The 23,745-nt window shown below is 71.6% G+C and carries 21 protein-coding genes and 1 tRNA gene; all 22 read left to right on the top strand.

Annotated elements, in window-relative coordinates:
• Window positions 1-130 precede the first annotated feature (130 nt).
• The 22 genes from H5965_RS32145 to H5965_RS32040 all read left to right on the top strand — a co-directional run bounded on the left by H5965_RS32145 (window position 131) and on the right by H5965_RS32040 (window position 23,740).
• A complete protein-coding gene (locus tag H5965_RS32145) occupies window positions 131-940 on the top strand; it encodes a CoA transferase subunit A (RefSeq protein ID WP_310974532.1) in 810 nt (269 codons plus the stop codon).
• Window positions 937-1,695, top strand: coding sequence for a CoA-transferase subunit beta (locus H5965_RS32140; RefSeq protein WP_310974531.1), 759 nt, complete (start codon window positions 937-939; stop codon window positions 1,693-1,695). Before H5965_RS32145 ends, H5965_RS32140 begins: the two co-directional genes overlap by 4 nt.
• Window positions 1,692-2,873, top strand: a complete 1,182-nt coding sequence (locus H5965_RS32135; RefSeq protein ID WP_310974530.1) for a thiolase family protein — start codon at window positions 1,692-1,694, stop codon at window positions 2,871-2,873. Before H5965_RS32140 ends, H5965_RS32135 begins: the two co-directional genes overlap by 4 nt.
• A gap of 11 nt (window positions 2,874-2,884) precedes the next feature.
• Window positions 2,885-3,622 carry a protocatechuate 3,4-dioxygenase subunit beta gene (pcaH, locus tag H5965_RS32130; protein ID WP_310974529.1) on the top strand — a complete coding sequence of 246 codons (738 nt, stop codon included), beginning with the start codon at window positions 2,885-2,887 and terminating at the stop codon, window positions 3,620-3,622.
• Window positions 3,619-4,173 carry a protocatechuate 3,4-dioxygenase subunit alpha gene (gene pcaG / locus H5965_RS32125; RefSeq protein ID WP_310974528.1) on the top strand — a complete coding sequence of 185 codons (555 nt, stop codon included), beginning with the start codon at window positions 3,619-3,621 and terminating at the stop codon, window positions 4,171-4,173. Before pcaH ends, pcaG begins: the two co-directional genes overlap by 4 nt.
• 4 nt (window positions 4,174-4,177) lie before the next feature.
• On the top strand, window positions 4,178-4,954 hold the full coding sequence (gene pcaD, locus H5965_RS32120) for a 3-oxoadipate enol-lactonase (RefSeq protein WP_310974527.1): 777 nt from the start codon (window positions 4,178-4,180) through the stop codon (window positions 4,952-4,954).
• Window positions 4,951-5,352, top strand: coding sequence for a 4-carboxymuconolactone decarboxylase (gene pcaC / locus H5965_RS32115; RefSeq protein WP_176172256.1), 402 nt, complete (start codon window positions 4,951-4,953; stop codon window positions 5,350-5,352). Before pcaD ends, pcaC begins: the two co-directional genes overlap by 4 nt.
• Before the next feature lie 10 nt (window positions 5,353-5,362).
• Window positions 5,363-6,196 (top strand): IclR family transcriptional regulator C-terminal domain-containing protein, encoded by an 834-nt coding sequence (locus H5965_RS32110; protein ID WP_310974526.1) that lies wholly within the window; start codon window positions 5,363-5,365, stop codon window positions 6,194-6,196.
• 21 nt (window positions 6,197-6,217) lie between these two features.
• Window positions 6,218-6,826: a nucleotidyltransferase family protein gene (locus H5965_RS32105; protein ID WP_310974525.1), complete on the top strand. Its 609-nt coding sequence runs from the start codon at window positions 6,218-6,220 to the stop codon at window positions 6,824-6,826.
• The gene (locus H5965_RS32100) at window positions 6,823-7,692 is read left to right on the top strand and encodes a MoxR family ATPase (protein WP_310974524.1); all 870 of its coding nucleotides are present in this window, start codon (window positions 6,823-6,825) and stop codon (window positions 7,690-7,692) included. Before H5965_RS32105 ends, H5965_RS32100 begins: the two co-directional genes overlap by 4 nt.
• A 44-nt stretch (window positions 7,693-7,736) precedes the next feature.
• Window positions 7,737-9,506, top strand: a complete 1,770-nt coding sequence (locus H5965_RS32095) for a hypothetical protein (protein WP_310974523.1) — start codon at window positions 7,737-7,739, stop codon at window positions 9,504-9,506.
• A 308-nt stretch (window positions 9,507-9,814) separates the two neighbouring features.
• Window positions 9,815-9,891, top strand: a tRNA-Arg gene (locus H5965_RS32090).
• Between the two features lie 20 nt (window positions 9,892-9,911).
• Window positions 9,912-11,024 carry a VWA domain-containing protein gene (locus H5965_RS32085; RefSeq protein WP_310974522.1) on the top strand — a complete coding sequence of 371 codons (1,113 nt, stop codon included), beginning with the start codon at window positions 9,912-9,914 and terminating at the stop codon, window positions 11,022-11,024.
• The gene (locus tag H5965_RS32080) at window positions 11,017-12,129 is read left to right on the top strand and encodes an XdhC/CoxI family protein (RefSeq protein ID WP_310974521.1); all 1,113 of its coding nucleotides are present in this window, start codon (window positions 11,017-11,019) and stop codon (window positions 12,127-12,129) included. Before H5965_RS32085 ends, H5965_RS32080 begins: the two co-directional genes overlap by 8 nt.
• Before the next feature lie 203 nt (window positions 12,130-12,332).
• Window positions 12,333-12,857 (top strand): (2Fe-2S)-binding protein, encoded by a 525-nt coding sequence (locus H5965_RS32075; RefSeq protein ID WP_091306596.1) that lies wholly within the window; start codon window positions 12,333-12,335, stop codon window positions 12,855-12,857.
• A complete protein-coding gene (locus tag H5965_RS32070) occupies window positions 12,857-15,298 on the top strand; it encodes a molybdopterin cofactor-binding domain-containing protein (protein ID WP_310974520.1) in 2,442 nt (813 codons plus the stop codon). The genes H5965_RS32075 and H5965_RS32070 overlap by 1 nt, the downstream gene beginning before the upstream one ends.
• Window positions 15,295-16,149 carry a xanthine dehydrogenase family protein subunit M gene (locus H5965_RS32065; RefSeq protein ID WP_310974519.1) on the top strand — a complete coding sequence of 285 codons (855 nt, stop codon included), beginning with the start codon at window positions 15,295-15,297 and terminating at the stop codon, window positions 16,147-16,149. Before H5965_RS32070 ends, H5965_RS32065 begins: the two co-directional genes overlap by 4 nt.
• A 78-nt stretch (window positions 16,150-16,227) precedes the next feature.
• Window positions 16,228-17,220 carry an SRPBCC domain-containing protein gene (locus H5965_RS32060; RefSeq protein WP_310974518.1) on the top strand — a complete coding sequence of 331 codons (993 nt, stop codon included), beginning with the start codon at window positions 16,228-16,230 and terminating at the stop codon, window positions 17,218-17,220.
• A gap of 412 nt (window positions 17,221-17,632) precedes the next feature.
• Entirely contained in the window at window positions 17,633-18,853 is a 1,221-nt protein-coding gene (locus H5965_RS32055; RefSeq protein ID WP_310994472.1) for a GGDEF domain-containing protein, read from the top strand.
• 1,185 nt (window positions 18,854-20,038) lie between these two features.
• Window positions 20,039-21,106, top strand: coding sequence for an NAD(P)-binding domain-containing protein (locus tag H5965_RS32050; RefSeq protein ID WP_310974763.1), 1,068 nt, complete (start codon window positions 20,039-20,041; stop codon window positions 21,104-21,106).
• Window positions 21,107-21,339: 233 nt separating this feature from the next.
• On the top strand, window positions 21,340-21,912 hold the full coding sequence (locus H5965_RS32045; protein WP_310974516.1) for a TetR/AcrR family transcriptional regulator: 573 nt from the start codon (window positions 21,340-21,342) through the stop codon (window positions 21,910-21,912).
• Window positions 21,913-22,180: 268 nt separating this feature from the next.
• The gene (locus H5965_RS32040) at window positions 22,181-23,740 is read left to right on the top strand and encodes a discoidin domain-containing protein (protein ID WP_310974515.1); all 1,560 of its coding nucleotides are present in this window, start codon (window positions 22,181-22,183) and stop codon (window positions 23,738-23,740) included.
• The last annotated feature ends 5 nt before the right edge of the window (window positions 23,741-23,745 follow it).

Genomic DNA, 23,745 nt, shown 5'->3' with positions numbered 1-23,745 from the left:
GGCGGGGAAAGTCCCCTTCGACGTGCGTGCGTCATCCATTGGGTGGAAGACGTCTGGTCGGGCCCGGTTCCGCCGTGCTATGTTCGCTGGCAGAACGAGTGTGCGTGATGCGAACAGTGCGGAGGGTGTGATGGCGGAGCTGCTGTCGCTGGAGGAGGCCGTGGCCCGGCTGGTGCACGACGGCGACACCGTCGCGCTCGAAGGGTTCACGCACCTCATCCCGGTCGCGGCCGGGCAGGAGATCATCCGGCAGCGCCGGCGTGACCTCACGCTGGTGCGGATGACCCCGGACATCGTCTACGACCAGCTGATCGGCGCCGGCTGCGCGCGCAAGCTGATCTTTTCCTGGGGCGGCAACCCGGGAGTCGGCTCGCTGCACCGCTTCCGCGACGCCGTCCAGCACGACTGGCCGGTGCCGCTGGAGATCGAGGAACACAGCCACGCGGGCATGGCGAACCGGTACGTCGCCGGCGCGTCCGGCCTGCCGTTCGCGGTGCTGCGCGGCTACACGGGCACGGACCTGCCGGCCCAGACGGCCACGATCAAGCCGATCACCTGCCCGTTCACCGGCGAGAAGCTGACGGCGGTGCCGGCGCTGAACCCGGACGTCTCGATCGTCCACGCCCAGCGCGCGGACCGCGCCGGCAACGTCCAGATGTGGGGCATCACGGGGGTCCAGAAGGAAGCGGTGCTGGCGGCGAAACGGTCGCTGGTGACGGTCGAGGAAGTCGTCGACGAGCTGGACGACCGCCCGGGCGCGGTGGTGCTCCCGGCGTGGGTGGTCACGGCGGTGGCCGAGGTGCCCGGCGGCGCGAAGCCGTCGTACGCGGCGGGGTACTACGAGCGGGACAACGCGGCGTACCAGGCGTGGGACAAGGTCGGGCGCGATCGCGAGGAGTTCACGAAGTGGCTGAACGAGCTGACCGGGGTGAAGGCATGAGCGCGGATTACACCGCCGACGAGATGATGAGCGTCGCCGCGGCCCGGGCCCTCGGCGACGGCATGTCCTGCTTCGTCGGCATCGGCCTCCCGAGCAAGGCGGCGAACCTCGCCCGCCGCGCGCACGCGCCGAACCTGACGCTGATCTACGAGTCGGGCTGCCTCGGCGCCAAGCCGTCCCGCCTGCCCCTGTCCATCGGCGACGGCGAGCTGGCCGACACGGCGGACGCGGTGATCAGCGTGCCCGAGGTGTTCAACTACTGGCTCCAGCCCGGCCGCATCGACGTCGGCTTCCTCGGCGCGGCCCAGCTGGACAAGTTCGGCAACATCAACACGACGGTGATCGGCTCGGACTACCACGACCCGAAGGTCAGGTTGCCGGGAGCGGGCGGCGCCCCGGAGATCGCCGCCTCGTGCGGCGAGGTCTTCATCGTCCTCCGCCAGAACCCGCGCGCCTTCGTGGAGAAGGTCGACTTCGTGACGTCGTTCGGTCACGGGACCGGCCAGGGCGACCGCGAGCGCCTGGGCCTGCCCGGCCGCGGTCCCACCCTGGTGGTCACCGACCTGGGGCTGCTGCGCCCGGACCCGGAGACGGCGGAGCTGACGTTGACGCACCTCCACCCGGGTGTGGACCTCGACAGCGCCATCGCGGCCACGGGGTGGAAACTGAAGGTGTCCGACGACCTCGAGACCACCCCGGCCCCCACGGAGCAGGAGCTGACCCTCCTGCGAGACCTGGAGAAGGCAAGCGCATGACCGACGTCTACATCCTCGACGCGATCCGCACCCCGTTCGGCCGCTACGGCGGCGCGCTGGCCGGCGTCCGCCCCGACGACCTCGCGGCCGGCGTGCTCAAGGCGCTCCAGCAGCGCAACGACCTCGATCCGTCCACAGTGGACGAAGTAACCCTCGGCGACGCGAACGGCGCGGGCGAGGACAACCGCAACGTCGCCCGCATGGCCGCCCTCCTCGCCGGCTGGCCCACCACCGTCCCCGGCAGCACGGTCAACCGCCTCTGCGGGTCCGGCCTCGACGCGGCCATCCAGGCCAGCCGTGCGATCCAGACCGGCGACGCCTCCCTCGTCGTCGCGGGCGGCGTCGAGTCCATGACCCGCTCGCCGCTCGTCATGCCCAAGCCGGACAAAGCCTTCCCCGCGGGCAACCAGACCCTCTACAACACCGCGCTCGGCTGGCGCATGGTCAACCCGGCGATGCCGTCGCAGTGGACGATCTCCCTCGGCGAGTCCACCGAGCAGCTCGCCGAGCGATACGGCATCGGCCGCGACGAGCAGGACGCCTTCGCCGCCCGCAGCCACGTCAACGCCGCCAAGGCGTGGGACGAGGGCTTCTACGACGACTTGGTCGTCCCGGTCGAGGGCGTCGACCTGGGCCGCGACGAAGGCATCCGCCCGGACTCCAGCCCCGAGAAGCTCGCCAAGCTGAAGCCCGTGTTCCGCAAGGAGAACGGCACCGTCACCGCGGGCAACGCCTCCCCGCTGAACGACGGCGCCTCGGCCCTCCTGCTCGGCGACGAAGCGGCCGCGAAAAACCTGAACAAGGCCCCGCTGGCCCGGATCGCCGGCCGGGGCGCGGCGGGCGTCGACCCGGACGTCTTCGGCATCGGCCCGGTGCGCGCGGCCGAGATCGCCCTCGAACGCGCCGGCATCGGCTGGGACGACCTGGCCGCGGTCGAGCTCAACGAGGCCTTCGCCGCGCAGTCGCTGGCCTGCCTGCGCGACTGGAAGGACCTGGACCCGGAGATCGTGAACACCCACGGCGGCGCGATCGCCATCGGGCACCCGCTCGGCGCGTCCGGCGGCCGGATCCTCGGCACCCTGGCGCACGACCTGCACCGCCGCGGCGGGGGCTGGGGACTGGCCGCCATCTGCATCGGCGTCGGCCAGGGGCTGGCTGTCGTCCTCGAAGGCCGATAAGGGAGAGAAACGTGGCCACTCCGACCGAATTCAGGCTGCCGCGCTACGGGGAGGACCCCGAAGGCACCCACCCGCCCCTCGACTCCAGCGGCTACCGCTCCACGGCGCTGCGGCACCCCAAGCAGGAGCTCGTCCTGCTGCCGCAGATGCTGACCGAGGTCACCGGCCCGCTGCTCGGCCCCGGCCGCCTCGGCGAGCTCGACAACGACCTCACCCGGCAGCACGCCGGTGAGCCGCAGGGCCAGCGCATCATCGTCACCGGGCGGCTCCTCGACGGCGACGGCCGCCCGGTGCGCGAGTCCCTGGTCGAGATCTGGCAGGCGAACGCGGGCGGCCGCTACCGGCACACCGGGGACCGCTGGCCGTCCCCGCTCGACCCGAACTTCGACGGCGTCGGCCGCACCCTGACCGACAGCGACGGCCGCTACACCTTCACCACCATCAAGCCCGGCGCGTACCCGTGGAAGAACCACGACAACGCCTGGCGCCCGGCGCACATCCACTTCTCGGTGTTCGGCTCGGCGTTCACCCAGCGGCTGGTCACCCAGATGTACTTCCCGGACGACCCGCTGTTCTCCCAGGACCCGATCTTCAACTCGATCCCGGACGAAAAGGCCCGGCAGCGGATGGTCTCGCGCTACGACCACGACATCACGCAGGCCGAGTGGGCACTCGGGTTCCAGTTCGACATCGTGCTGCGCGGGCGCGACGCGTCGGTGTTCGAAGAGGAAGAGGACGAGGACGAATGACCAGGCTGCTGCCCACCCCTTCGCAGACCGTCGGCCCGTACCTGTCGATCGGGCTGCCCTGGCCCGACGGCCCGCACGTCGTGCCCGAGGGCACGCCCGGCGCGTTCTGGATCCGCGGCACCGTGCGCGACGGCAACGGCGACCCGGTCCCGGACGCCATGATCGAGACCTGGCAGGCCGATCCCGAGGGCGGCTTCCGCCACCCGGACGACCCGCGCGGCGCGGCGAACGGCGAGTTCCGCGGCTTCGGCCGCTGCCCGACGGAGACCGACGGCACGTACGGGATCCACACCGTGCTCCCCGGCGTGGTGCCGGGCGAGGGCGGCGCCACGCAGGCCCGGCACATCGACGTCTCGGTGTTCGCACGCGGCCTGCTCAACCGGGTCGTCACGCGGATCTACTTCGAGGACCAGGACAACACGGGCGACCCGGTGCTGGCGACGGTCCCCGAGGAGCGGCGCGGCACGCTGATCGCGGCGAAGACCGGCGACGGCTACCGCTTCGACGTGCGGCTGCAGGGAGACGGCGAGACCGTCTTCTTCCGGGTGTGACGCCGTGAGCGCCGTGCAGCTGCACCGGGTCGTGGAAGGGCCCGAAGACGGGCCGGTGGTCGTGTTCGGCGGGTCGCTCGGCAGCGACCTGCGGATGTGGGAACCCCAGGTCGCGCCGCTGGTGGAACGCGGGTTCCGGGTGGTCCGCTACGACGCGCGCGGGCACGGCGCGTCGCCGGTCCCGCCGGGGCCCTACGAGCTCGGAGACCTGGGTGCCGACGTCCTGGCGCTGCTCGACGACCTCGGCGTCGAGCGGGTGCACCACGTGGGCCTGTCGCTCGGCGGCATGACCGGGATGTGGCTTGGCATCCACGCGCCGGACCGGATCGCGAGCCTGGTGCTGTGCTGCACGTCGGCGAAGCTCGGCCCGCCGTCGATGTGGGCGGACCGGGCCCGCACGGTCCGCGCCGAGGGCACCGCGGCGGTGGCCGAGGCCGGCGTGCAGCGCTGGCTGACCCCGGGGTACCGCGAGCGGCACCCGGACCGGGCCGGGTTCCTCCGCGCGATGATCGCGGCGGTCCCGGCCGAGGGCTACGCGGCGTGCTGCGGGGCGATCGAGCGGATGGACCTCCTCGACCTGCTGCCGAAGATCACCGCCCCTACGGTGGTCATCGCGGGCGCGGACGACCCGGCCACGTCGCCGGCCGAGCACGCGCGGCCGATCGCCGAGGGCATTCCCGGCGCACGGCTGGAGGTCGTGGCGGACGCCGCGCACCTGGGCAGCTACGAGCGGCCGGGGGAGTTCACCCGGCTGATCCTGGACCACTTGGAGCGAGCGTGACGGACCGCCACGAGCAGGGCATGAAGGTGCGGCGCGAGGTGCTCGGCGACGAGCACGTCGACCGCGCGGTCGCGGGCACCACGGACTTCAGCCGCCCGTTCCAGGACTACATCACCGAGGGCGCGTGGGGCTCGGTGTGGGCCCGCGACGGCCTGGACCGCCGCACCCGCAGCTGCGTGACCCTGGCGGCGCTGACGGCGCTGCACGCGCACAACGAGCTGGCGATGCACGTCCGGGCGGCGGTCCGCAACGGCCTGACGGCGGCGGAGATCGGCGAGGTCCTGCTGCACACGGCGGTCTACGCGGGCGCACCGGCGGCGAACGCGGCCTTCGCCATCGCCCAGCGCACCCTCGCCGAGCTCGGCGAGCCGAGCGCCGTGCCGAAGGACGCCGGATAAGGTGCCGGGCATGGACGTGACGAGGCCGCAGACCGACGTCCGCCTGGACAACGAACCGGCGCACCGTGGAGCCCACCACGTGCAGTCGCTGGAGCGCGGCCTGGCGGTCATCAAGGCCTTCCACGCGGGCGCGTCCGAGCTGACGTTGAGCGACGTGGCCCGCGCGACGGGCCTCACCCGCGCGGCGGCGAGAAGGTTCCTCCTGACCTTGGCCGACCTGGGCTACGTCCGCACCGACGGCAAGTACTTCTCGCTGACGGCCCGGGTGCTGGAGCTGGGCTACGCGTACCTGTCGAGCATGACGCTGCCGGAGGTGGCCCAGCCGCACCTGGAGCACCTGTCGGCCCGCGTCCACGAGTCGAGCTCGGTCTCGGTCCTGGAGGGCACCGACATCGTCTACGTGGCCCGGGTGGCGGTCTCCCGGATCATGACGGTGAGCATCAACGTGGGAACCCGCTTCCCGGCGCACGCGACATCGATGGGCCACGTCCTGCTGGCGGGCCTCGCCGAGGCCGACCTGGAGGCGTACTTCCTGGTGGCGAGCTTGGACCGCCTGACGGACCACACGGTGACGGCGCCGGCCCGCCTGCGCACGGAGCTGGCCAGGGTGGCCACCCAGGGCTGGGCCATGGTGGACCAGGAACTGGAGGAAGGCCTCCGCTCGGTGGCCGCCCCGATCCGGGACCGGAGGGGCCAAGTGGTGGCGGCGGTCAACCTGTCCACCCACGCAAGCCGCACAACGGCGGAGTCGGTCGAGCGCGACCTGGTCCCCCCGCTGCTGGAGACGGCCCGCGCCATCGAGGCGGACCTGGCGGTCGGAGCCCCGGCCCACGCCCGTGGCTGACCCGCGGGCAGGCTCGCCCTCATGACCACTCCTCACCAGGTCGCGGGCCTCCTCCTGGCCGCCGGCGCCGGCCGTCGCTTCGGGGGCCCCAAAGCCCTCGCCGAACTCGACGGGGAACCTCTCGTCCTCCGCGCCCTCCGCACCCTCACCGCCGCGGGGTGTCACCCCGTGCGGGTCGTCGTCGGGGCCGCCGCCGACCAGGTTCGCGCCCTCCTGCCCGACCCCGCCCAGGCCGTGACGGCCGAGGACTGGGCCACCGGCATGGGCGCCTCCCTCCGCGCCGGCCTGACCTCCCTCGAGACCACCGACGAGCCCGCCGCCGCCCTCGTCCACCTCGTGGACCTCCCGTGGGTCGGCACCGACGTCATCGCCCGCCTCATCGCCGACGTCACCGCCGAAACCGTCGCCCGCGCGGCCTACGACGGCGTCCCCGGTCACCCCGTTGTGCTCGGCCGCCGCTGGTGGGGCGAGGTCGCGGAAACCGCCCGAGGCGATCGTGGCGCCCGTGACTGGCTCGCCACCCGCGCCGACCTCGCCCTGGTCGAGTGCGGTGACCTCGGCAGCGGCCGGGACGTCGACCGCCCCGGCGATCTCGCCGGTCCCGCCGGAAGACCTACGATCGACTCGTGACGGACTCGCCCGAAGACCTCGCCGCCGCGCTCGACGCGACCGGTTACCTCGCCGATGACGGGCTGGCGACCGCCGGCTTCCTCGCCCTGCGGATGGGCCGCCCGCTCTTCTGCGAGGGCGAGCCCGGCACCGGCAAGACGTCACTCGCCCTGGCCCTGGCCACCGCGCTGGACCGGCCGCTCGTCCGCCTCCAGTGCCACGAAGGCATCGACGCCGCCCAGGCCCTCTACGAGTGGGACTTCCCCCGCCAGCTGCTGCACCTGCGCGCGCTCGAGGCGGCCGGCGGCGGGCAGCTCGACGTCGAGGCCGCCGAGCGCTCGCTCTACACCGAGCGGTTCCTGCTGGCCCGGCCGCTGCTGCAGGCCCTGATCAGCGCCCCGTGCGTCCTGCTCATCGACGAGATCGACCGCGCCGACGACGAGTTCGAGGCCTTCCTCCTGCAGCTGCTCGACGAGCACGCCGTGACCATCCCCGATTACGGCGAAGTCCGCGCCGAGCACCCGCCGCTGGTGATCCTCACCTCGAACCGGACCCGCGAGGTGCACGACGCGCTGAAACGCCGTTGCCTCTACCACTGGCTCGAACACCCGGACCTGGTTCGGGAGGTCGAGATCCTGCGCCGTAGGATCCCGCGGGTAAGTGCAGCTCTGGCTCGGCAAATCGCTGAAGCGGTGCATCGGCTCCGCGAAATGGATTTGCTGAAACCACCGGGAGTGGCGGAGTCCCTCGATTGGGGGCGGGCTCTTTTGACTCTTCACCGTGACGAGCTGGACGCGGCGACAGCGGCACGCACGCTCGGAGCCGTCCTGAAATACAGCGAAGACCTCGACCGGGTCAGGGCGAAGCTCGACGCCTTGTTCGCCTGACCACCCGGGTCGGGGGCCGGGTCGAAGCGAGGGAGAACCAGCGGATGAGCGTGGCGGAGACGACGGAGACGAGACCGCCGTCCGAAGCAGCACCGGATCGGCCGGGTGCGGCCGGGACGGCGACCGCGCGCCGGGGCTGGCGGGGCAAGCTCGCCGCGGTGGCCGCCGTGCTCGGCGGGACAGCGCTGATCGCCGTGCACGCCTCCTTCTACGGGCACTGGCTGATCGACGACTCGGCCATCACGTTCGCCTACTCGCGCAACCTCGCCGACGGCTTCGGGCCCGTGCTACAGCCCGGCGCCGCGCCGGTCGAGGGGTACTCCAACCCGACCTGGATGGTCCTGATCGCCCTCGGCAAGCTCGTCGGTCTCTTCGACCACGGGACGCTCTTCGGCGTCAACGACCAGATCCTCTTCCCGAAGGCGCTCGCGCTGCTCTGCTGCGCCGCCATCCTGGTGCTCTTCTACTTCGGCGCGAAGGTGCTCAGCCGCCGCCCGGCGCTGATCACGTTCGCCGCCGGGGCCGCGCTCGCCGCGATCCCGTCCTTCGTCATCTGGTGCTTCTCGGGGCTGGAGAACTCCTTCTACGCCCTCACCGTCGCCGCGCTCGCGGTGCTGATCGTGCGTGCGGTCCACAGCGGCCGGCTGTTCGACACCCAGGTCGCCGTCGGCACCGGGCTGATCTCGATGCTCGCCGCGCTGACCCGGCCCGACGGCATCATCTACGCCGGGGCCTACCCGATCGCCGTCCTGCTGTTCCTCAAGCGGGAGCTGCTCGGCCGCAGCGTGCGCGCGGTCGTGCTCTCCGTCGCCGGCTTCGCCGTCCCGTACGGCGCGTACCTGGTCTTCCGCTGGTTCGAGTTCGGCCGGCTGGTCCCGAACACCGCCGTCGCGAAGGGGCAGGAGCCGCCGACGCTCGAGGACCTCGCCCGCCCCGGTGACATCGTCTCCTACTTGGGCTGGCTGGTCGTCGCGGTCGCCGTCGCGTGCCTGGTGGTGCTGATGGTCCGGCCGTCGCGCCTGCGCACCGGGCTGATCGCCCTGATGGCGCCGTTCGGGCTCAGCGTGGTCGCCTACATCGTGCTCGAGTACGACTGGATGGGGCAGCTGCGGTTCGCCACCCCGGTCTGGACGCTGGGCGCGTTCGGTGCCGCGATCGTGGTCGTCGAGGCGCTGGCCGCGGTCCGGCTGCGCGGCCGGATCGCGCTCGCCTGCCTGCTGGTGGTGGCGCTGGTCAGCTCGGTGAGCGGGCTCTACGACCAGGGCACGTCCTACCGCGCCAACGTCAAGACCGCGTTCTGCATCGTCGCCGAGCGCGATGCCCGGACGATCAACGGCCTCGCGGACCTCCTCAAGCTCCCCGACTCGGCCCAGGTCGGCCTGATCGACCTCGGCGGGACGTCGCTGGGCAGCCGCCTCCGGGTGCTCGACCTGGCCGGCCTCGGCGACAAGCAGGTGGCCGACTACCTGCACGAGTCCGACGTGACGGGGGTCCGCAACTACGTCTTCAACCAGGAGAAGCCCGAGCTGATCACGTTCATCGGTTCGTGGATCACCACGCTGGGCTTCGACAAGGACCCGCGGTTCGAGAGCGAATACGCGACGATCTTCCTCAACCGGCCGATCGGCGTGGCGACCATCGATTCGCGCAACTGGGTCAGCTACCACGTCCGGCGCGACCTGGTCGACGACGCGAAGCTCGCCGAACTCCAGGCGTACGCCCAGAAGACGCTGCCGCCGGTCCTGGAGCTCAACAAGACGGCGGGGCTGCGCGGTTGTGACAACGTCCAGCCCGGCTTCAAGGCCGCTGCCTGAGCGAACCCGCAACGCCCGCCTCGACGGTCCACAAAGGACCGCCGAGGCGGGCGTTTTTAATTGCGTTGCCCCTCCCTCGCGGCTGAGGCATTCTTTCTTCACCACCAGCACGCCACCCCGAGAGGAGGAGATCGTGACCCGACGGCAAGACCGGAATCCCTGCGGCGCGATCTCCCGCGTCGTTCGCTGAAAATTCCCTTTCTTTCCGAAAAGCTCTTCGCGCCCACCCGCCGCTACCTTGGGTCGGCCGCGGCGAAGAGCGCGGTCTGCGCGCCTGCCCGGGGAGGGGTGTGCGCGCAGACCGCCCCGTCCCGGTAGCTCAGCAGGACAGAGCGCGGCGCTACGAACGCCGAGGTCCGAGGTTCGACTCCTCGCCGGGACGCCAGAAAAGCGCACAATGGACGTATGACCACTGCCGCCGATCCCGTCGCCGGGTACGTCGGGTTCGCCGCCGCGCTGCGCGAAGCCGGTGTCGCCTGCGACGCGCACCGCGTGCAGGCGTACCTCACCGCCGTGGCCGAGATCGACGTCGCCGAACCCACCCGGCTGTACTGGGCCGGGCGGCTCACGCTCTGCTCCAGCCCCGACGACCTCCCGTACTACGAAGAGGCCTTCAGCCAGTGGTTCTCAATCGAGACCACGACGCCGAAGCGGGCGACGTCCGCCGCGCCCAAGAAGGCCAGGATCGCCCCGCTGGGCGAGGCCGACGGCGGGGACGCCGAGGGCGGCGAAGGACAAGACCAGCTGAAAGTCGCCGCCAGCGCCCACGAAGTCCTGCGCCACCGCGACCTCGCCGAACTCACCACCGCCGAGCGCGAACACCTCCGCGAGCTGCTGGCCACCCTGAAACCCGCGCTCCCGCGGCGCCCGGCCGCCCGGCGGACGCCGTCGCGACGCGGCCGGCTCGACCCGCCGCGGACGCTGCGCGCCATGCTCGCCAGTGGCGGCGAGCCCCTCCGGCTCGTCCACGCCCGGCGCGGCAGCCGGCCGCGGCGGGTGGTGCTGCTCATCGACGTCTCCGGCTCGATGAGCCCGTACGCCGACGCCCTGCTGCGGTTCGCCCACGTGCTGACCCGGGCCGCGCCGCCGTCCGTCGAGGTGTTCACCCTCGGCACGCGGCTGACCCGGGTGTCGCGCCAGCTGCGGCAGCGCGACCCGGAGCGCGCGATGCTCGCGGCGGGCTCGGCCGTGCCGGACTTCGCCGGCGGCACCCGGCTGGGGGAGACGCTCCAGGCGTTCCTCGACCGCTGGGGCCGGCGCGGAGTCGCGCGCCGCGCCGTGGTCACCGTGTTCTCCGACGGCTGGGAGCGCGGCGACACCGGCCTGCTCGGCGAGCAGCTCGCCCACCTGCGCCGGCTCGCGCACGCCGTATTCTGGGTGAATCCGCACGCCGGCCGCGCGGGGTACGCTCCGGTCCAGTCGGGCATCGTGGCCGCGCTGCCCCACATCGACCGGCTCCTGGCCGGGCACACCCTGGCCACCTTGGAACGACTGCTCGGGGAGATTTCCGATGCGTGACGTACTCGATGACGTGTTCCGCCGCTGGTCCGACGGGGAGACCGTCGGCCTCGGCACCGTGGTCGCCACCTTCTCCTCGGCGCCGCGTGCGCCCGGCGCCGCGATGGTCGTCGCCCCCGACGGGACCGTCGCCGGCAGCGTGTCCGGCGGCTGCGTCGAGGGCGCGGTCTACGAGCTCGCGCAGGAGGTCGTCGCCGAACGCAAGCCGGTGCTGCAGCGCTACGGCGTCAGCGACGACGACGCCTTCGCGGTCGGCCTGACCTGCGGCGGGATCATCGACATCTACGTCGAGCACGTCGACCGCGCGTCGATGCCCGAACTCGGCGAGGTCGTCGCGTCGGTGCGCGGCGGCGAGCCGGTCGCGGTCGTCACGGTGATCGAGCACGAGCAGGAGGGCCTGGTCGGCGAGCACATGATCGTCTGGCCGGACCGCACCGCGGGTTCGCTGGGGTCGTCGCGGATGGACGACGCCGTCGCCGACGACGCGCGCGGCCTGCTGGCCAGCGGCCGCACCGGCACCCTGCACTACGGCCCGGACGGGCAGCGCCGCGGCGAGGGCATGGCGGTGTTCGTCAACTCCTTCGAGCCGCCGCCCCGGCTGCTGGTCTTCGGTGCGATCGACTTCGCCGCCGCGATGGCGCGCATGGGCGCCTACCTCGGCTACCAGGTCACGGTGTGCGACGCGCGGCCGGTGTTCGCCACCACCAGCCGCTTCCCGGACGCGCACGACGTCGTCGTCGACTGGCCGCACCGCTACCTGCGGGCCGAGGCGGACGCGGGCCGCGTCGACCGGCGCACGGCGATCGCCGTGCTGACCCACGACCCCAAGTTCGACGTGCCGCTGCTCGAAGTCGCTCTGCGCCTGGACGTCGGGTACGTCGGCGCGATGGGTTCCCGCAAGACGCACGACGACCGGTTCGCGCGGCTGCGCGAGGCCGGGATCACCGAGGCGGAGCTGGAACGGCTGTCGTCGCCGATCGGCCTCGATCTCGGTGCGCGCACGCCGGAAGAGACGGCCGTGTCGATCGCCGCGGAGATCATCGCGCTGCGGTGGGGCGGTGGCGGCAAGCGGCTCGCGGAGCTGTCGGGCCGCATTCACGGCTGACTCAGCCAGGTGGCCGATAAAGTTCACCCGTCCGGCGTTCCGCGGATGCGGCGTTGTGCCGCACCTGTGCGCGTATCTGCGGAACAGGTAGTTGAACGTGTGACATCAGGGCTTGTCGACGCGAACGTCGCGTAGCACGCTCGGGGTCTGTGAGCCCGATCACGGTCGGGCAGGCCGTTCCCGAACCGGCTTTTGGAGGCCTGATGCGCATCACCGTCACCGTCGACGGGACGAAGTACACCGACGAAGTCGAACCCCGCACCCTCCTCGTGCACCACCTAAGGGAAAAACTCGGGAAGGTCGGCACCGTCGTCGGCTGCGACACCAGCAACTGCGGCGCCTGCACCGTCCACCTCGACGGGCACAGCGTGAAGTCCTGCTCCGTACTGGCCGTGCAGGCCGACGGCTGTGAGGTCACCACCGTCGAAGGCCTCGCCCGCGACGGCAAGCTGCACCCGGTGCAGCAGGCGTTCCACGACAACCACGCCCTGCAGTGCGGTTTCTGCACGCCGGGGATGATCATGCAGTCGATCGACCTGCTGGCCGACAACCCCGACCCGGACGAACAGGCCGTCCGCGAGGGTCTCGAAGGCAACCTCTGCCGCTGCACCGGCTACCAGAACATCGTCCGCGCGGTCCGCGACGCCGCGAAGCACATGAGCCCGGGCGCCGGGCCCGAAGCCGAGCGGATCGCCGAGAACAAGCACGTCGGCGTGGGTGGTGACTGATGACCGCCACGATCGAACCGGAGGTCGGCAAGTCCCGCCGCCGCAAGGAGGACGAGCGGCTGATCACCGGCCGCACCCGCTGGACCGACAACATCACGCTGCCCGGCCTGCTGCACCTGGCCGTCCTGCGCAGCCCGTTCGCGCACGCCAAGATCGTCTCGATCGACACGTCGGCGGCGAAGGACGCGCCCGGCGTCATCGCCGTCTACACCGCGCAGGACCTCGACCCCGAAGGCGCGGTCGGCATGCCCTGCGCGTGGCCGATCACGCCGGACATGAAGGCGCCGCGCCGCCCGGTGCTCGCCGCCGGCACGGTCAACTTCGCCGGTGAAGGCGTCGCGGTCGTCGTCGCGCGCTCGTCCGCCGAAGCGCACGACGCGCTCGAGGAGATCGACGTCGAGTACGACGAGCTGCCGGTCGTCCTCGACATGGAAGCCGCCATCGCCGACGGCGCGCCGCTGGTCCACGAGGACCTGGGCACGAACACGAGCGCGGTCTGGAAGTTCGACTCGGCCGAGGCCGGGACCGGCGGCAACGTCGAGGACGCGATCAGCTCCTCGGAGGTCGTGCTCAAGCGCCGCTTCCGCCAGCAGCGCCTGGTCCCGGCGTTCATGGAGCCGCGTGCCTGCGTCGTCGACCCGACCGGCACCCAGATCACCATGTGGTCGGCCACGCAGATCCCGCACATCCTGCGGGTGATGTCGGCGCTGACGCTCGGCATCCCCGAGCACAAGCTGCGCGTGATCGCCCCGGACGTCGGCGGCGGCTTCGGCGGCAAGATCGGCGTCCTGCCCGAAGAGATGATGTCGCTGCTGGTCGCGCAGAAGCTCGGCAAGCCGGTCAAGTGGAACGAATCGCGGTCGGAGACGATGCTCGCCGCGCACCACGGCCGCGACCAGATCCAGGACATCACCATCTCGGCGACCCGCGACGGCCAGGTCACCGGCCTCAAGGTCGAGCTGCTGGCCAACCTCGGCGCGTACAACGGCCTGGTCGGGCCGGGGGTGCCGATCCTCGGCGCGTTCATGTTCAACGCGATCTACAAGATCCCGGCGTACCACTTCGCGTGCACCAACGTGTACACGACGACGACGCTGACCGACGCCTACCGCGGCGCCGGCCGCCCGGAGGCGACGTTCGCGATCGAGCGGATCATGGACGAGCTCGCCGTCGAGCTCGGCATGGACCCCCTGGAGCTGCGCGAAAAGAACTGGATCAAGCACGAGGAGTTCCCGTTCACGACCGTGTGCGGGCTGACCTACGACTCCGGCAACTACGAGGCTGCCACCGAGAAGGCGAAGCAGCTCTTCGACTACGACGGCCTGCGCGCCGAGCAGGAGCGGCGCCGCGCGTCGAAGGACAAGGTGCAGCTCGGCATCGGCATCTCGACGTTCACCGAGATGTGCGGGCTCGCGCCGTCGCGGGTGCTCGGCTCGCTCGACTACGGCGCCGGCGGCTGGGAGTACGCGTCGATCCGGATGCTGCCCACCGGCAAGGTCGAGGTCACGACCGGCGCGTCCGCGCACGGCCAGGGCCACGAGACGGCGTGGAGCCAGATCGTCGCCGACCAGCTGGGCGTCGCGTTCGAGGACGTCGAGATCCTGCACGGCGACACGCAGTCGTCGCACAAGGGCATGGACACCTACGGTTCGCGCTCGCTGGTCGTCGGCGGCATCGCGATCGTCAAGGCCGCGGAGAAGGTGATCGCCAAGGCCAAGCCGATCGCGGCGCACCTGCTCGAATGCGCCGAGGACGACCTCGAGTTCGCCGGCGGCAAGTTCACCGTCAAGGGCACCGACACGTCGACGTCGATGGGCGATGTCGCGCTCGCGGTGTTCGCGGCGCACAACCTGCCCGACGGGGTCGAGCCGTCGCTCGACTCGGACGCGACGTTCGACCCGGAGAACTTCTCGTTCCCGCACGGCACGCACCTGTGCGCCGCCGAGGTGGACACCGAGACGGGCCGGATCACGCTGCGCTCGTACGTCTGCGTCGACGACGTCGGCGTCGCGGTGAACCCGCTGATCGTCGAGGGCCAGGTGCACGGCGGGCTCGCGCAGGGCATCGCGCAGGCGCTGTTCGAGGGCACCGAGCACGACGAAAGCGGCACGTTGACGACCGGCACGTTCGCCGACTACCTGCTGCCGTCGGCGGCCGACCTGCCGTCGTTCACCACCGACCGCACGGAAACGCCGTCGACGACGAACCCGCTCGGCGCCAAGGGCGTCGGCGAGGCGGGCACGATCGCCTCCACCCCGGCGGTGGTCAACGCGGTGATCGACGCCGTGCGGCCCTTCGGCGTCGACGACATCGAGATGCCGCTGACCCCGATGCGGGTGTGGCACGCCATCCAGCACGGCACCACCGACGCGGGCGGCCCCGGCCGCGGCGAAGCGGGCGGCGGATTGGGTTCCATCGACGCCACCGGAGGTGCGCAGTGATCCCGGCTCCCTTCGACTACGTCCGTCCGTCCACAGTGGACGAAGCGGTCCAGGCGCTGGCGACGGCGGGCGAGGACGCCAAGGTGCTCGCGGGCGGGCAGAGCCTGCTGCCGGTGCTGCGGATGCGCCTCGCGGCGCCGACGACGCTGATCGACCTCGGGCGCGTCGCGGAACTGCGCGGCGTCCGCGAAGAGGGCGACTCGCTGGTGATCGGCGCGATGACCACGCACTACGACGTCCAGCGGGACGCGTTGGTGGCGGCGCACGCGGCGTTGCTGAAGTCGGCGACCGACACGGTGGCCGACCCGCAGATCCGCCACCGCGGGACGCTGGGTGGCGCGATCGCCCACGCCGACCCGGCCGGCGACCTGCTGGCGCCGGTGCTCGCGCTGGACGCCTCGCTGGTGGTGGCCGGCCCGTCGGGGCGGCGCACGGTGCCGGCCGCGGACTTCTTCCGCGACCTGTTCACCACCGCGCTGGCGCCGGACGAGCTGCTGGTCGAGATCCGCATCCCCAAGCACACGGGGTGGCGGGCGCACTACGAGAAGTTCAACCGCGTCGCCCAGGCGTGGTCGATGGTGGCGGTCGCGGTCACGGTGCGTACGGAGGCGGGCGTCATCGAGGAAGCCCGGGTCGCGCTGACGAACATGGGCTCGACCCCGATCCGCGCCTCGGGCGTCGAGTCGGCACTGGTCGGCGTCCAGGCATCGGCGGAATCGATCGCGGCGGCGGCCTCCCACGCGGCGGAGGGCACGAATCCGCCGGTGGACAGCAACGCCGACGTCGAATACCGCCGTCACCTGGCGGAGGTATTGACGGGACGCGCCATCGCGGCGGCCGCGGGGGCCTGACGCTGCACCCTGGCCGCCGCTCCGGCGGCGGCTAGGGTGGGCAGCGGACCCGTCCGCTTTCAGGAAGGAGGTCGGCCCGTGCGGCTCGACCACGAATTCACCGTCCCGGCTCCGATCGGCGAGGTCTGGCAGGCGGTCGTCGACCCCGAGCGCGTCGCCCCGTGCATGCCGGGCGCCACGCTGACCAAGGTCGAAGGGGACAGGTTCAGCGGAACGGTGAAGGTCAAGCTCGGGCCGATTTCCTTGTTGTACAAGGGAAACGGCGAGTTCCTGGAGAAGGACGAAGCAGCCCGCAAGGTGACGATCAAGGCCTCGGGCAAGGACTCCCGCGGCTCCGGAACAGCGGCGGCGACGGTAACGCTGACGTTGACGGAGAAGGACGGCGGAACCCACGGATCGGTGGCAACCGACCTGGCGATCACGGGCAAGCCGGCCCAGTTCGGGCGCGGGTTGATCAGCGAGGTGGGCGGGAAGATCCTGGACACGTTCGCGGGGTGCCTGTCGGGAAAACTGGCCCCGGCGGAGGGGGAAGGGGCGCCTGCCTCGGCGAAGGCTGCGTCGGCTGGTGACGCCCCGGCGAAGGCCGCTGCGCCCGGCGATGCCCAGGCGGCTCCCGCGGCGGCGGCCGCCTCGGCGAAGACTGCTGCGGCCGGCGATGCCCCGAGCCAGGCGGCCACGGCCGGGGCGGCCCCGGCGCAGGCCGCACCGGCCGGCGATGCCCCGGCCACCCCCGCGGCGGCGGCCGCCGCCCAGCCGGTGGCCGAGCCGGCCGCGAAGCCGGTCCCGGAGCAGGGTGCGCCGGCGGCCGAACCGACGGCCACCTCCGAGCCGGTGGCCAAGCCCCAGCCGGCGGTCAAGCCGGCGCCGACCACCCCGGAGATCAACACCGAGCCGAAGCCCAAGCCGGCGGACCGGCCGGCGCTGCACAGCGTCCCGGCACCCCCGGAGACCGAAGCGATCGACCTGCTCGACTACGCGGGACAGTCGGTGCTGAAGCGGGTGGTTCCCGTGCTGGTCGCCGTCGCCGCGGTGGTCGGCTTGGTGGCGATCGTCCGCGCTCTGCGCAAGTAGGTCGGCGCGCTCCGGGCATGACCGGTTCGGTGGCGATCGTTCGTGCCCTGCGCAAGGAGGCCGATTCGGATCGGTGGGCTTGGGGCCCGGCCCGGTGGTGATCGTCCGGGTGTTGCGTACGTGAGCCTGGCCTGTCCGGGGTGTCCGCGCGGGTGATCCGCTCGTGAGGCGCTGAGCTGGGTCGATCTACCCTGCGCGGGTCTTCGAACAGGGGCGTTGGCCGCAATTCGCCCGGACTGGCGACGCGCGTCGCCGGAACGGCTACGCTGGGCTACCTGGTCGGCCGAACTTCGCGCAAGGGGTACGTCACGATGGCGGTTCGTCACGTCTGTGGCCTCGGCTCTTGAGAGCGCAGGCCGCCGTGCGCCGGGAAGCGCTTTCCACCTGGCCGGGCTGGCCTGCGCGATGGGCGATGTGGAATGGCGCCAAGACCCGCTGGATCGCCTATGCCCTCGGCTGCGAACTGCTCGCCGTCGTCGCGACCGGGACGGCGCTGGCTACCGGGTTCGGCGGGCCCGTGCGTCCGGGGTGGTTCGCCGTCCTCGTCGCGCTGGGGGTGGCGCAGGCCGAGATGTCGCGCCGAATCGAGCGGTTGCGGCGGTGGATGAGCGGGCAGACGCACATCAACGTCACGTCCGTGTGGTACCTCGCCGGTGTCGTCCTGCTGCCACCGGCGTGGGTGGCGCTGCTGGCCGTCGTGCTCTACACGCACCTGTGGGTGCGAGTGTGGCGCCAGGTCCGTACGCGGCCCGCGCACCGCTTCGTGGCGAGCACGGCTTGGGCGATGCTCTCGTGTTTCGCTGCTTCCTCCGTTCTCGCGGTGCTGGGGTTGCACGGGACGCCGTTGCAGACGCCGCGCGGGTTGTTCGCGTTGTGCTTGGCGGCCGCGGTGTTCGAGCTGGTGAACGTCGGCCTCGTGGCGGCCGGCATTTACCTGTATACGAGCCAGCGGTCGGCGGCCGATCTGATCGGCACGTGGGAGGACAACGCGTTCGAGCTGGCGACGCTCTGTCTCGGCGGGCTCGCTGCCCTTGCGCTGGTCGAGCAGCCGGTGCTGGTGGTGTTCGTGGTGGCGCCGTTGCTGCTGTTGCACCGCTACCTGTTGTTGAAGCAGCAGTTGCAGGTCGCGGCGGTCACGGACGAGAAGACGGGGTTGCTCAACACCGCCGGCTGGCACGAATCGGCGACGCGCGAGCACACCCGCGCCCAGCGCCGCGGCGCCGGGGGCTTCGCGGTGCTGATGATCGATCTGGACCACTTCAAGCGGATCAACGACACGTACGGCCATCTGACCGGCGACGACGTGCTGGCGGCGGTCGCGGTGGCGATTTCCGGGTCGGTGCGCCAGGGCGACACGGTGGGCCGGTTCGGCGGTGAGGAGTTCGTGGTGCTGCTGCCGGGCATCGGCCGTGCGGACGTGCTGGCGATCGCCGAGCGGGTGCGGGTGGCGGTGGGTGAGCTGAACGTGGTGATTTCGACGGGTGCCGGGACGGTCCGGGTGAGTGGCCTTTCGGTGTCGATCGGGGTCGCGCGGCATCCGGACGCCGGGCCGACGCTCGATGATGTGCTGCGCACCGCTGATGCCGCGCTGTATCGGGCCAAGGAGGCCGGGCGGAACCGGGTCGCGGTGTGAGGGCGGTCGGGTTGCGCGGGTGGGTGGCCCGCGGTGGCGAGCTGGATGATCGGCTGGTCTGGGTGGTGGGGCTGCTGGTGCGCTGGCGTGCCGTGGGACGCGGCGGTTGGGCGCCGGATGTGCGGGCGGGTCGGCTCTGGTCTCGCGGGCGGGGCTCGCTCGGCCTCAAGGGGGAGCGGGGCCAGGGGTGCTGGTCGCGATGGGGGTGGGCTGGCTCGGATCTTGGGTTGGGTGTCTTGGGGGCGGGGATGCTGGTTGTGTCCGAGGGCGGGGCGGGCTCGGATCTTGGGTTGGGTGTCTTGGGGGCGGGGATGCTGGCTGTGTCCGAGGGCGAGGCGGGCTTGGGTTGCGGGTTGGGTGTCTTGGGGGCGGGGATGCTGGCTGTGTCCGAGGGCGAGGCGGGCTTGGGTTGCGGGTTGGGCGTCTTGGGGGCGGGGATGCTGGCTGTGTCCGAGGGCGAGGCGGGCTTGGGTTGCGGGTTGGGCGTCTTGGGGGCGGCGACGCTGGTTGCGCCCGAGGGCGAGGCGGGCTTGGGTTGCGGGTTGGGCGTCTTAGGGATGGCGACGCTGGTTGCGCCCGAGGGGGAGGCGAGTTTGGGGCCCGGGTTGGGTGCCTTGGGATGGCGATGTTGGTTGTGTCCGAGGGCGGGGCGGGCTTGGGTTGCGGGTTGGGCGTCTTGGGGATGGCGACGCTGGTTGCGCCCAAGGGGAGGCGGGCTTGGGTGGCGGGTTGGGTGCCTTGGGGATGGCGACGCTGGTTGCGCCCGAGGGGAGGCGAGCTTGGGGCCCGGGTTGGGTGCCTTGGGATGGCGATGCTGGTTGTGTCCGAGGTCAGGGCGAGCTTGGGTTGCGGGTTGGGCGTCTTGGGGGCGGGGATGCTGGTTGTGTCCGAGGTCAGGGCGGGCTTGGGTGGCGGGTTGGGCGCCTTGGGGGTGGCGACGCTGGTTGCGCCCGAGGGGAAGGCGAGCTTGGGTCGCGGGTTGGGCGCCTTGAGGGCGGCACGCCGGTTACGTCGAGGTCAGGGCGAGCATGGGCCTCGGGTTGGAGCGCGGGATGGTGGTCGCGACCGGGGCGGGGCGGCTTGAGCTGCGATGCCGGGGCGGAAGGGGACGCCCGGCCTGGCCGCGGCCCGGGCGGTGTGATGTAGGGCGCGAAATATGCCGGTGCCGTGGGTGTTGACTCCGTTATGAGCGGCGCGGATCACGAAACGGATGTTGTGGTCATCGGGGCCGGGCAAGCCGGGTTGTCTGCCGCCTATCACCTGCGGCGGGCCGGGTTCGGGAACCGGAGCGGGTTCGTTGTTCTCGACCACGGGAAGCGGGCCGGGGGTGCCTGGCAGTACCGGTGGCCGTCGCTGGTTCTCGGGAAAGTCCATGGCATTCACGACCTTCCCGGGATGGCCTTCGGCTCTCCCGACGTGACGCGTCCGGCCTCCGAGGTCGTCTCCGAATACTTCGGACGGTTCGAAAGCGTTTACGACCTTCCCGTTCTGCGGCCCGTCGACGTGCAGTCCGTGACGCGGGCGGGGGAGCGGCTGGTCGTCTCGAGCCCGGCCGAGTCGTGGGCCGCGCGGGCCGTCATCAGTGCCACCGGGACCTGGGACCGGCCCTTCTGGCCGCGCTATCCCGGCCAGGAGACCTTCGCCGGGCGGCAGCTGCACACCGCCGACTACGCCGGGCCGGAAGACTTCCGTGGGCAGCGGGTTGTCGTCGTCGGGGGTGGGGCCTCCGCCGTTCAGCTGCTCATGGAGTTCGCGCCGCTCGCCCGCGCGACCGCCTGGGTGACGCGCCGGCCGCCCGTCTGGCGGGACGAGCCCTTCAGCGAGAACTGGGGACGCACTGCCGTCGCCAAGGTCGACGAGCGGGTGCGGGCCGGGCTGCCGCCCGAAAGCGTTGTCAGCGTCACCGATCTGGCCGTGACGCCGGAGGTGCGGGCCGCGCGGGCGGCCGGCATCCTCGACCGGCGTCCGATGTTCGAGCGGATCACGCCCGGCGGCGTCATCTGGCCGGACGGCGAGCGGTTCGACGCCGACGTGATCCTGTGGGCCACCGGGTTCCGCGCGGCGATCGACCACCTGGCCCCGCTGCACGTGCGCGAACCCGGCGGTGGCATCCGGATGGACGGCACGCGGGTGGTGCTCGAACCGCGCCTGCACCTGGTCGGGTACGGGCCTTCGGCGAGCACGGTCGGCGCCAACCGGGCCGGCCGGGCCGCGGTGGCGGAGATCCGGAAACTGCTGCACTCGGAGCGGTGAAGGTCTTCGCCGGACGGTGACGGCGCGGGTGTCAGGAGCCATGGGACCCACGCTACCGAACAACTGTGCGAACACCATCGCTGGATCGGGTGATCTTGTCCGGTCAAAAACCCTTGCGCCGCAGGGGAAACCTCAGCGCCGGTCGGCGAAATGTCCAGGCCGGTGGTGCCGAGCTTCACGGGGGCGACTCAGGGAGGATTCTCCGCACGTCGGCGATGCGGCATGATCGGGGCATGACCGACGGTACGTACGGCACCCAGCGCAAGGCCGCCGCGCGCAACCGGATCGCCATCATCGAGGCCGCTCACGAGCTGTTCGCGCAGAACCCGCTGGTGCCGCTGAGCGAGGTCGCCAAGCGCGCCGGTGTCGGCGCCGGGACCCTCTACCGCCACTTCCCGACCCGCGAGGACCTGATCCTCGGCGCCTACCAGCACGACATCGAGCGCCTGACGACCACGGCCGACGACGTGCTGGCCCGCCATTCGTCCGCGAAGGCCGCTTTCGTCGAGTGGTTCGAGACGCTGTCGGCCTACATCCGCGTCAAGCACGGGCTCGGGGACGCGCTGCACAGTGCCGCGGCCCAGGAGCTGATCAGCGCGTCGTGGGCGCCCACGACGGCCGCCGTCAAGAAGCTCGTCGACGCCTGTGTGGCCGAAGGCTCCATCGCGCCCGGGCACGACCCCGCCGACATCGTCATGCTCATGAGCTTCCTGTGGCGGGTGGCGAACAACGACGACGGCGCGGCTCAGGGGCGGCGGCTGATCGCCGCGGTCTTCCGAGGTCTTCAGGCCCCTCCGGCCGGCTGACCGGTCCCGGCGCACGGAGCAGTGTGCCGCTCACCGGTACCCGCGCTGAGCTGCGGAAAGCGTGAAAAACTCACCCTCTTGACCGATTCAAGGACAAGACAAGTCTTGTCAGCCGGAACGGACCCTCGCTACAGTCCGCTTAGTTAGGAAACTTTCCTAACTGTTTTCCTCTCGTTAACCGACGCCGCAGCCCACCCGCCACCGCCAGGCCCGCAAGGAGCGCGACGTGCCGTCCACCCGCTTACGCCCGTTAACCCGACTCACCCCGGTGCTCGCCGCCGTGGTGCTGTTGCCGTCCGCGATCGCCGCGGCCGCCACCACCCAGGCCGCCGATGTCCTGCTGTCGCAGGGAAAGCCCGTTGCCACCTCGACCACCGAAAGCTCGTCCTACACGGGCGCCAAGGCCGTCGACGGCAGCACCACCACCCGCTGGGCCAGCGCCGAGGGCGCCGATCCGCAGTGGCTGCGGATCGACCTGGGCCAGTCCGCGAGCATCCACCGCGTCGTCCTCAACTGGGAGGCCGCCTACGCGAAGAAGTACCGGATCGAGGTCTCCGACGACGGCACGTCGTTCACCACGGCCGCCACCGTCGACACCGGCGACGGCAAGATCGACGACCTCGGCGGCCTCACCGCCCGCGGCCGCTTCGTGCGCTTCGTCGGCCTCACCCGCGCCACCAGCTACGGCTACTCCTTCTGGGAGATGCAGGTCTACGGCAGCACGGACTCCTCCGGCGACACCCAGGCCCCGAGCACCCCGGCCGGTCTCGCCGCGGGCACGGCGACCGCCACCAGCGTCCCGCTGACCTGGGGTGCCGCCACCGACAACGTCGGCGTCACCGGGTACGACGTCCTCCGCAACGGCACGGCCGTCGCCACCAGCGCGACGACGTCCTACACCGACACCGGGCTCACTCCGAACACCAGCTACACCTACGCGGTCCGCGCACGCGATGCCGCGGGGAACGCCTCACCCGCGAGCACGCCGATCACGGTCAAGACCGCGGCCGGGAGCGCCGGATTCGTCCTCGCGGCGGCCGGGGACATCGCCGAGCAGTGCACCGCGAGCAGCTCGAGCTGCGTCCACCCCAAGACCGCGAAGCTCGTCGAGAACATGAACCCCGCAGCCGTGATCACCATGGGCGACAACCAGTACGACGACGCCCACCTTTCGGACTTCAAGTCCTACTACGCCACGACGTGGGGCAAGTTCAAGAGCAAGACCAAGCCGATCCCGGGCAACCACGAGACCTACGACGACACGCCGTACAAGGGCTACGACGACTACTTCGGCGCCATCGCGAAGCCGCAGGGCAAGCGCTACTACAGCTGGGAAATGGGCAACTGGCACTTCATCGCCCTCGACTCCAACGACTTCGCCACCCACGAATTCGGCCCGAGCGAGCAGCTGACCTGGCTGAAGCAGGACCTCGCGAACAACACCAAGGGCTGCGTCGCGGCGTACTACCACCACCCGCGGTGGAGCTCCGGTGACCACGGCGACAACCCGGACAGCATCGAGCTGTGGAACCTGATGGTGGCCAACAAGGTCGACCTCGTCCTCAACGGACACGACCACGACTACGAGCGGTTCGTCCCGCAGAACGCCGACGGCAAAGCGGACGCGAACGGCCCGGTCGAGATCGTCGGCGGGAGCGGCGGCGCCAACCTGTACGACCTGAGCCCGGCCCACGCGACGACGGCCAAGCTGCTGAAGACCTTCGGCGTCCTGAAGCTGTCGATGACGGACACGACGTTCCAGTCGCAGCTCGTCGGCGTCGACGGCAAGGTCCTGGACAGCAGCCCGACCTACACCTGCCACCAGTAGGCCCG

The sequence above is a fragment of the Amycolatopsis sp. 505 genome (genome assembly GCF_031625235.1).
Taxonomy (GTDB): Bacteria; Actinomycetota; Actinomycetes; order Mycobacteriales; family Pseudonocardiaceae; genus Amycolatopsis.
Note: the sequence above shows the minus strand (reverse complement) of the source record. Positions and strands in the feature narration are given on the sequence as shown.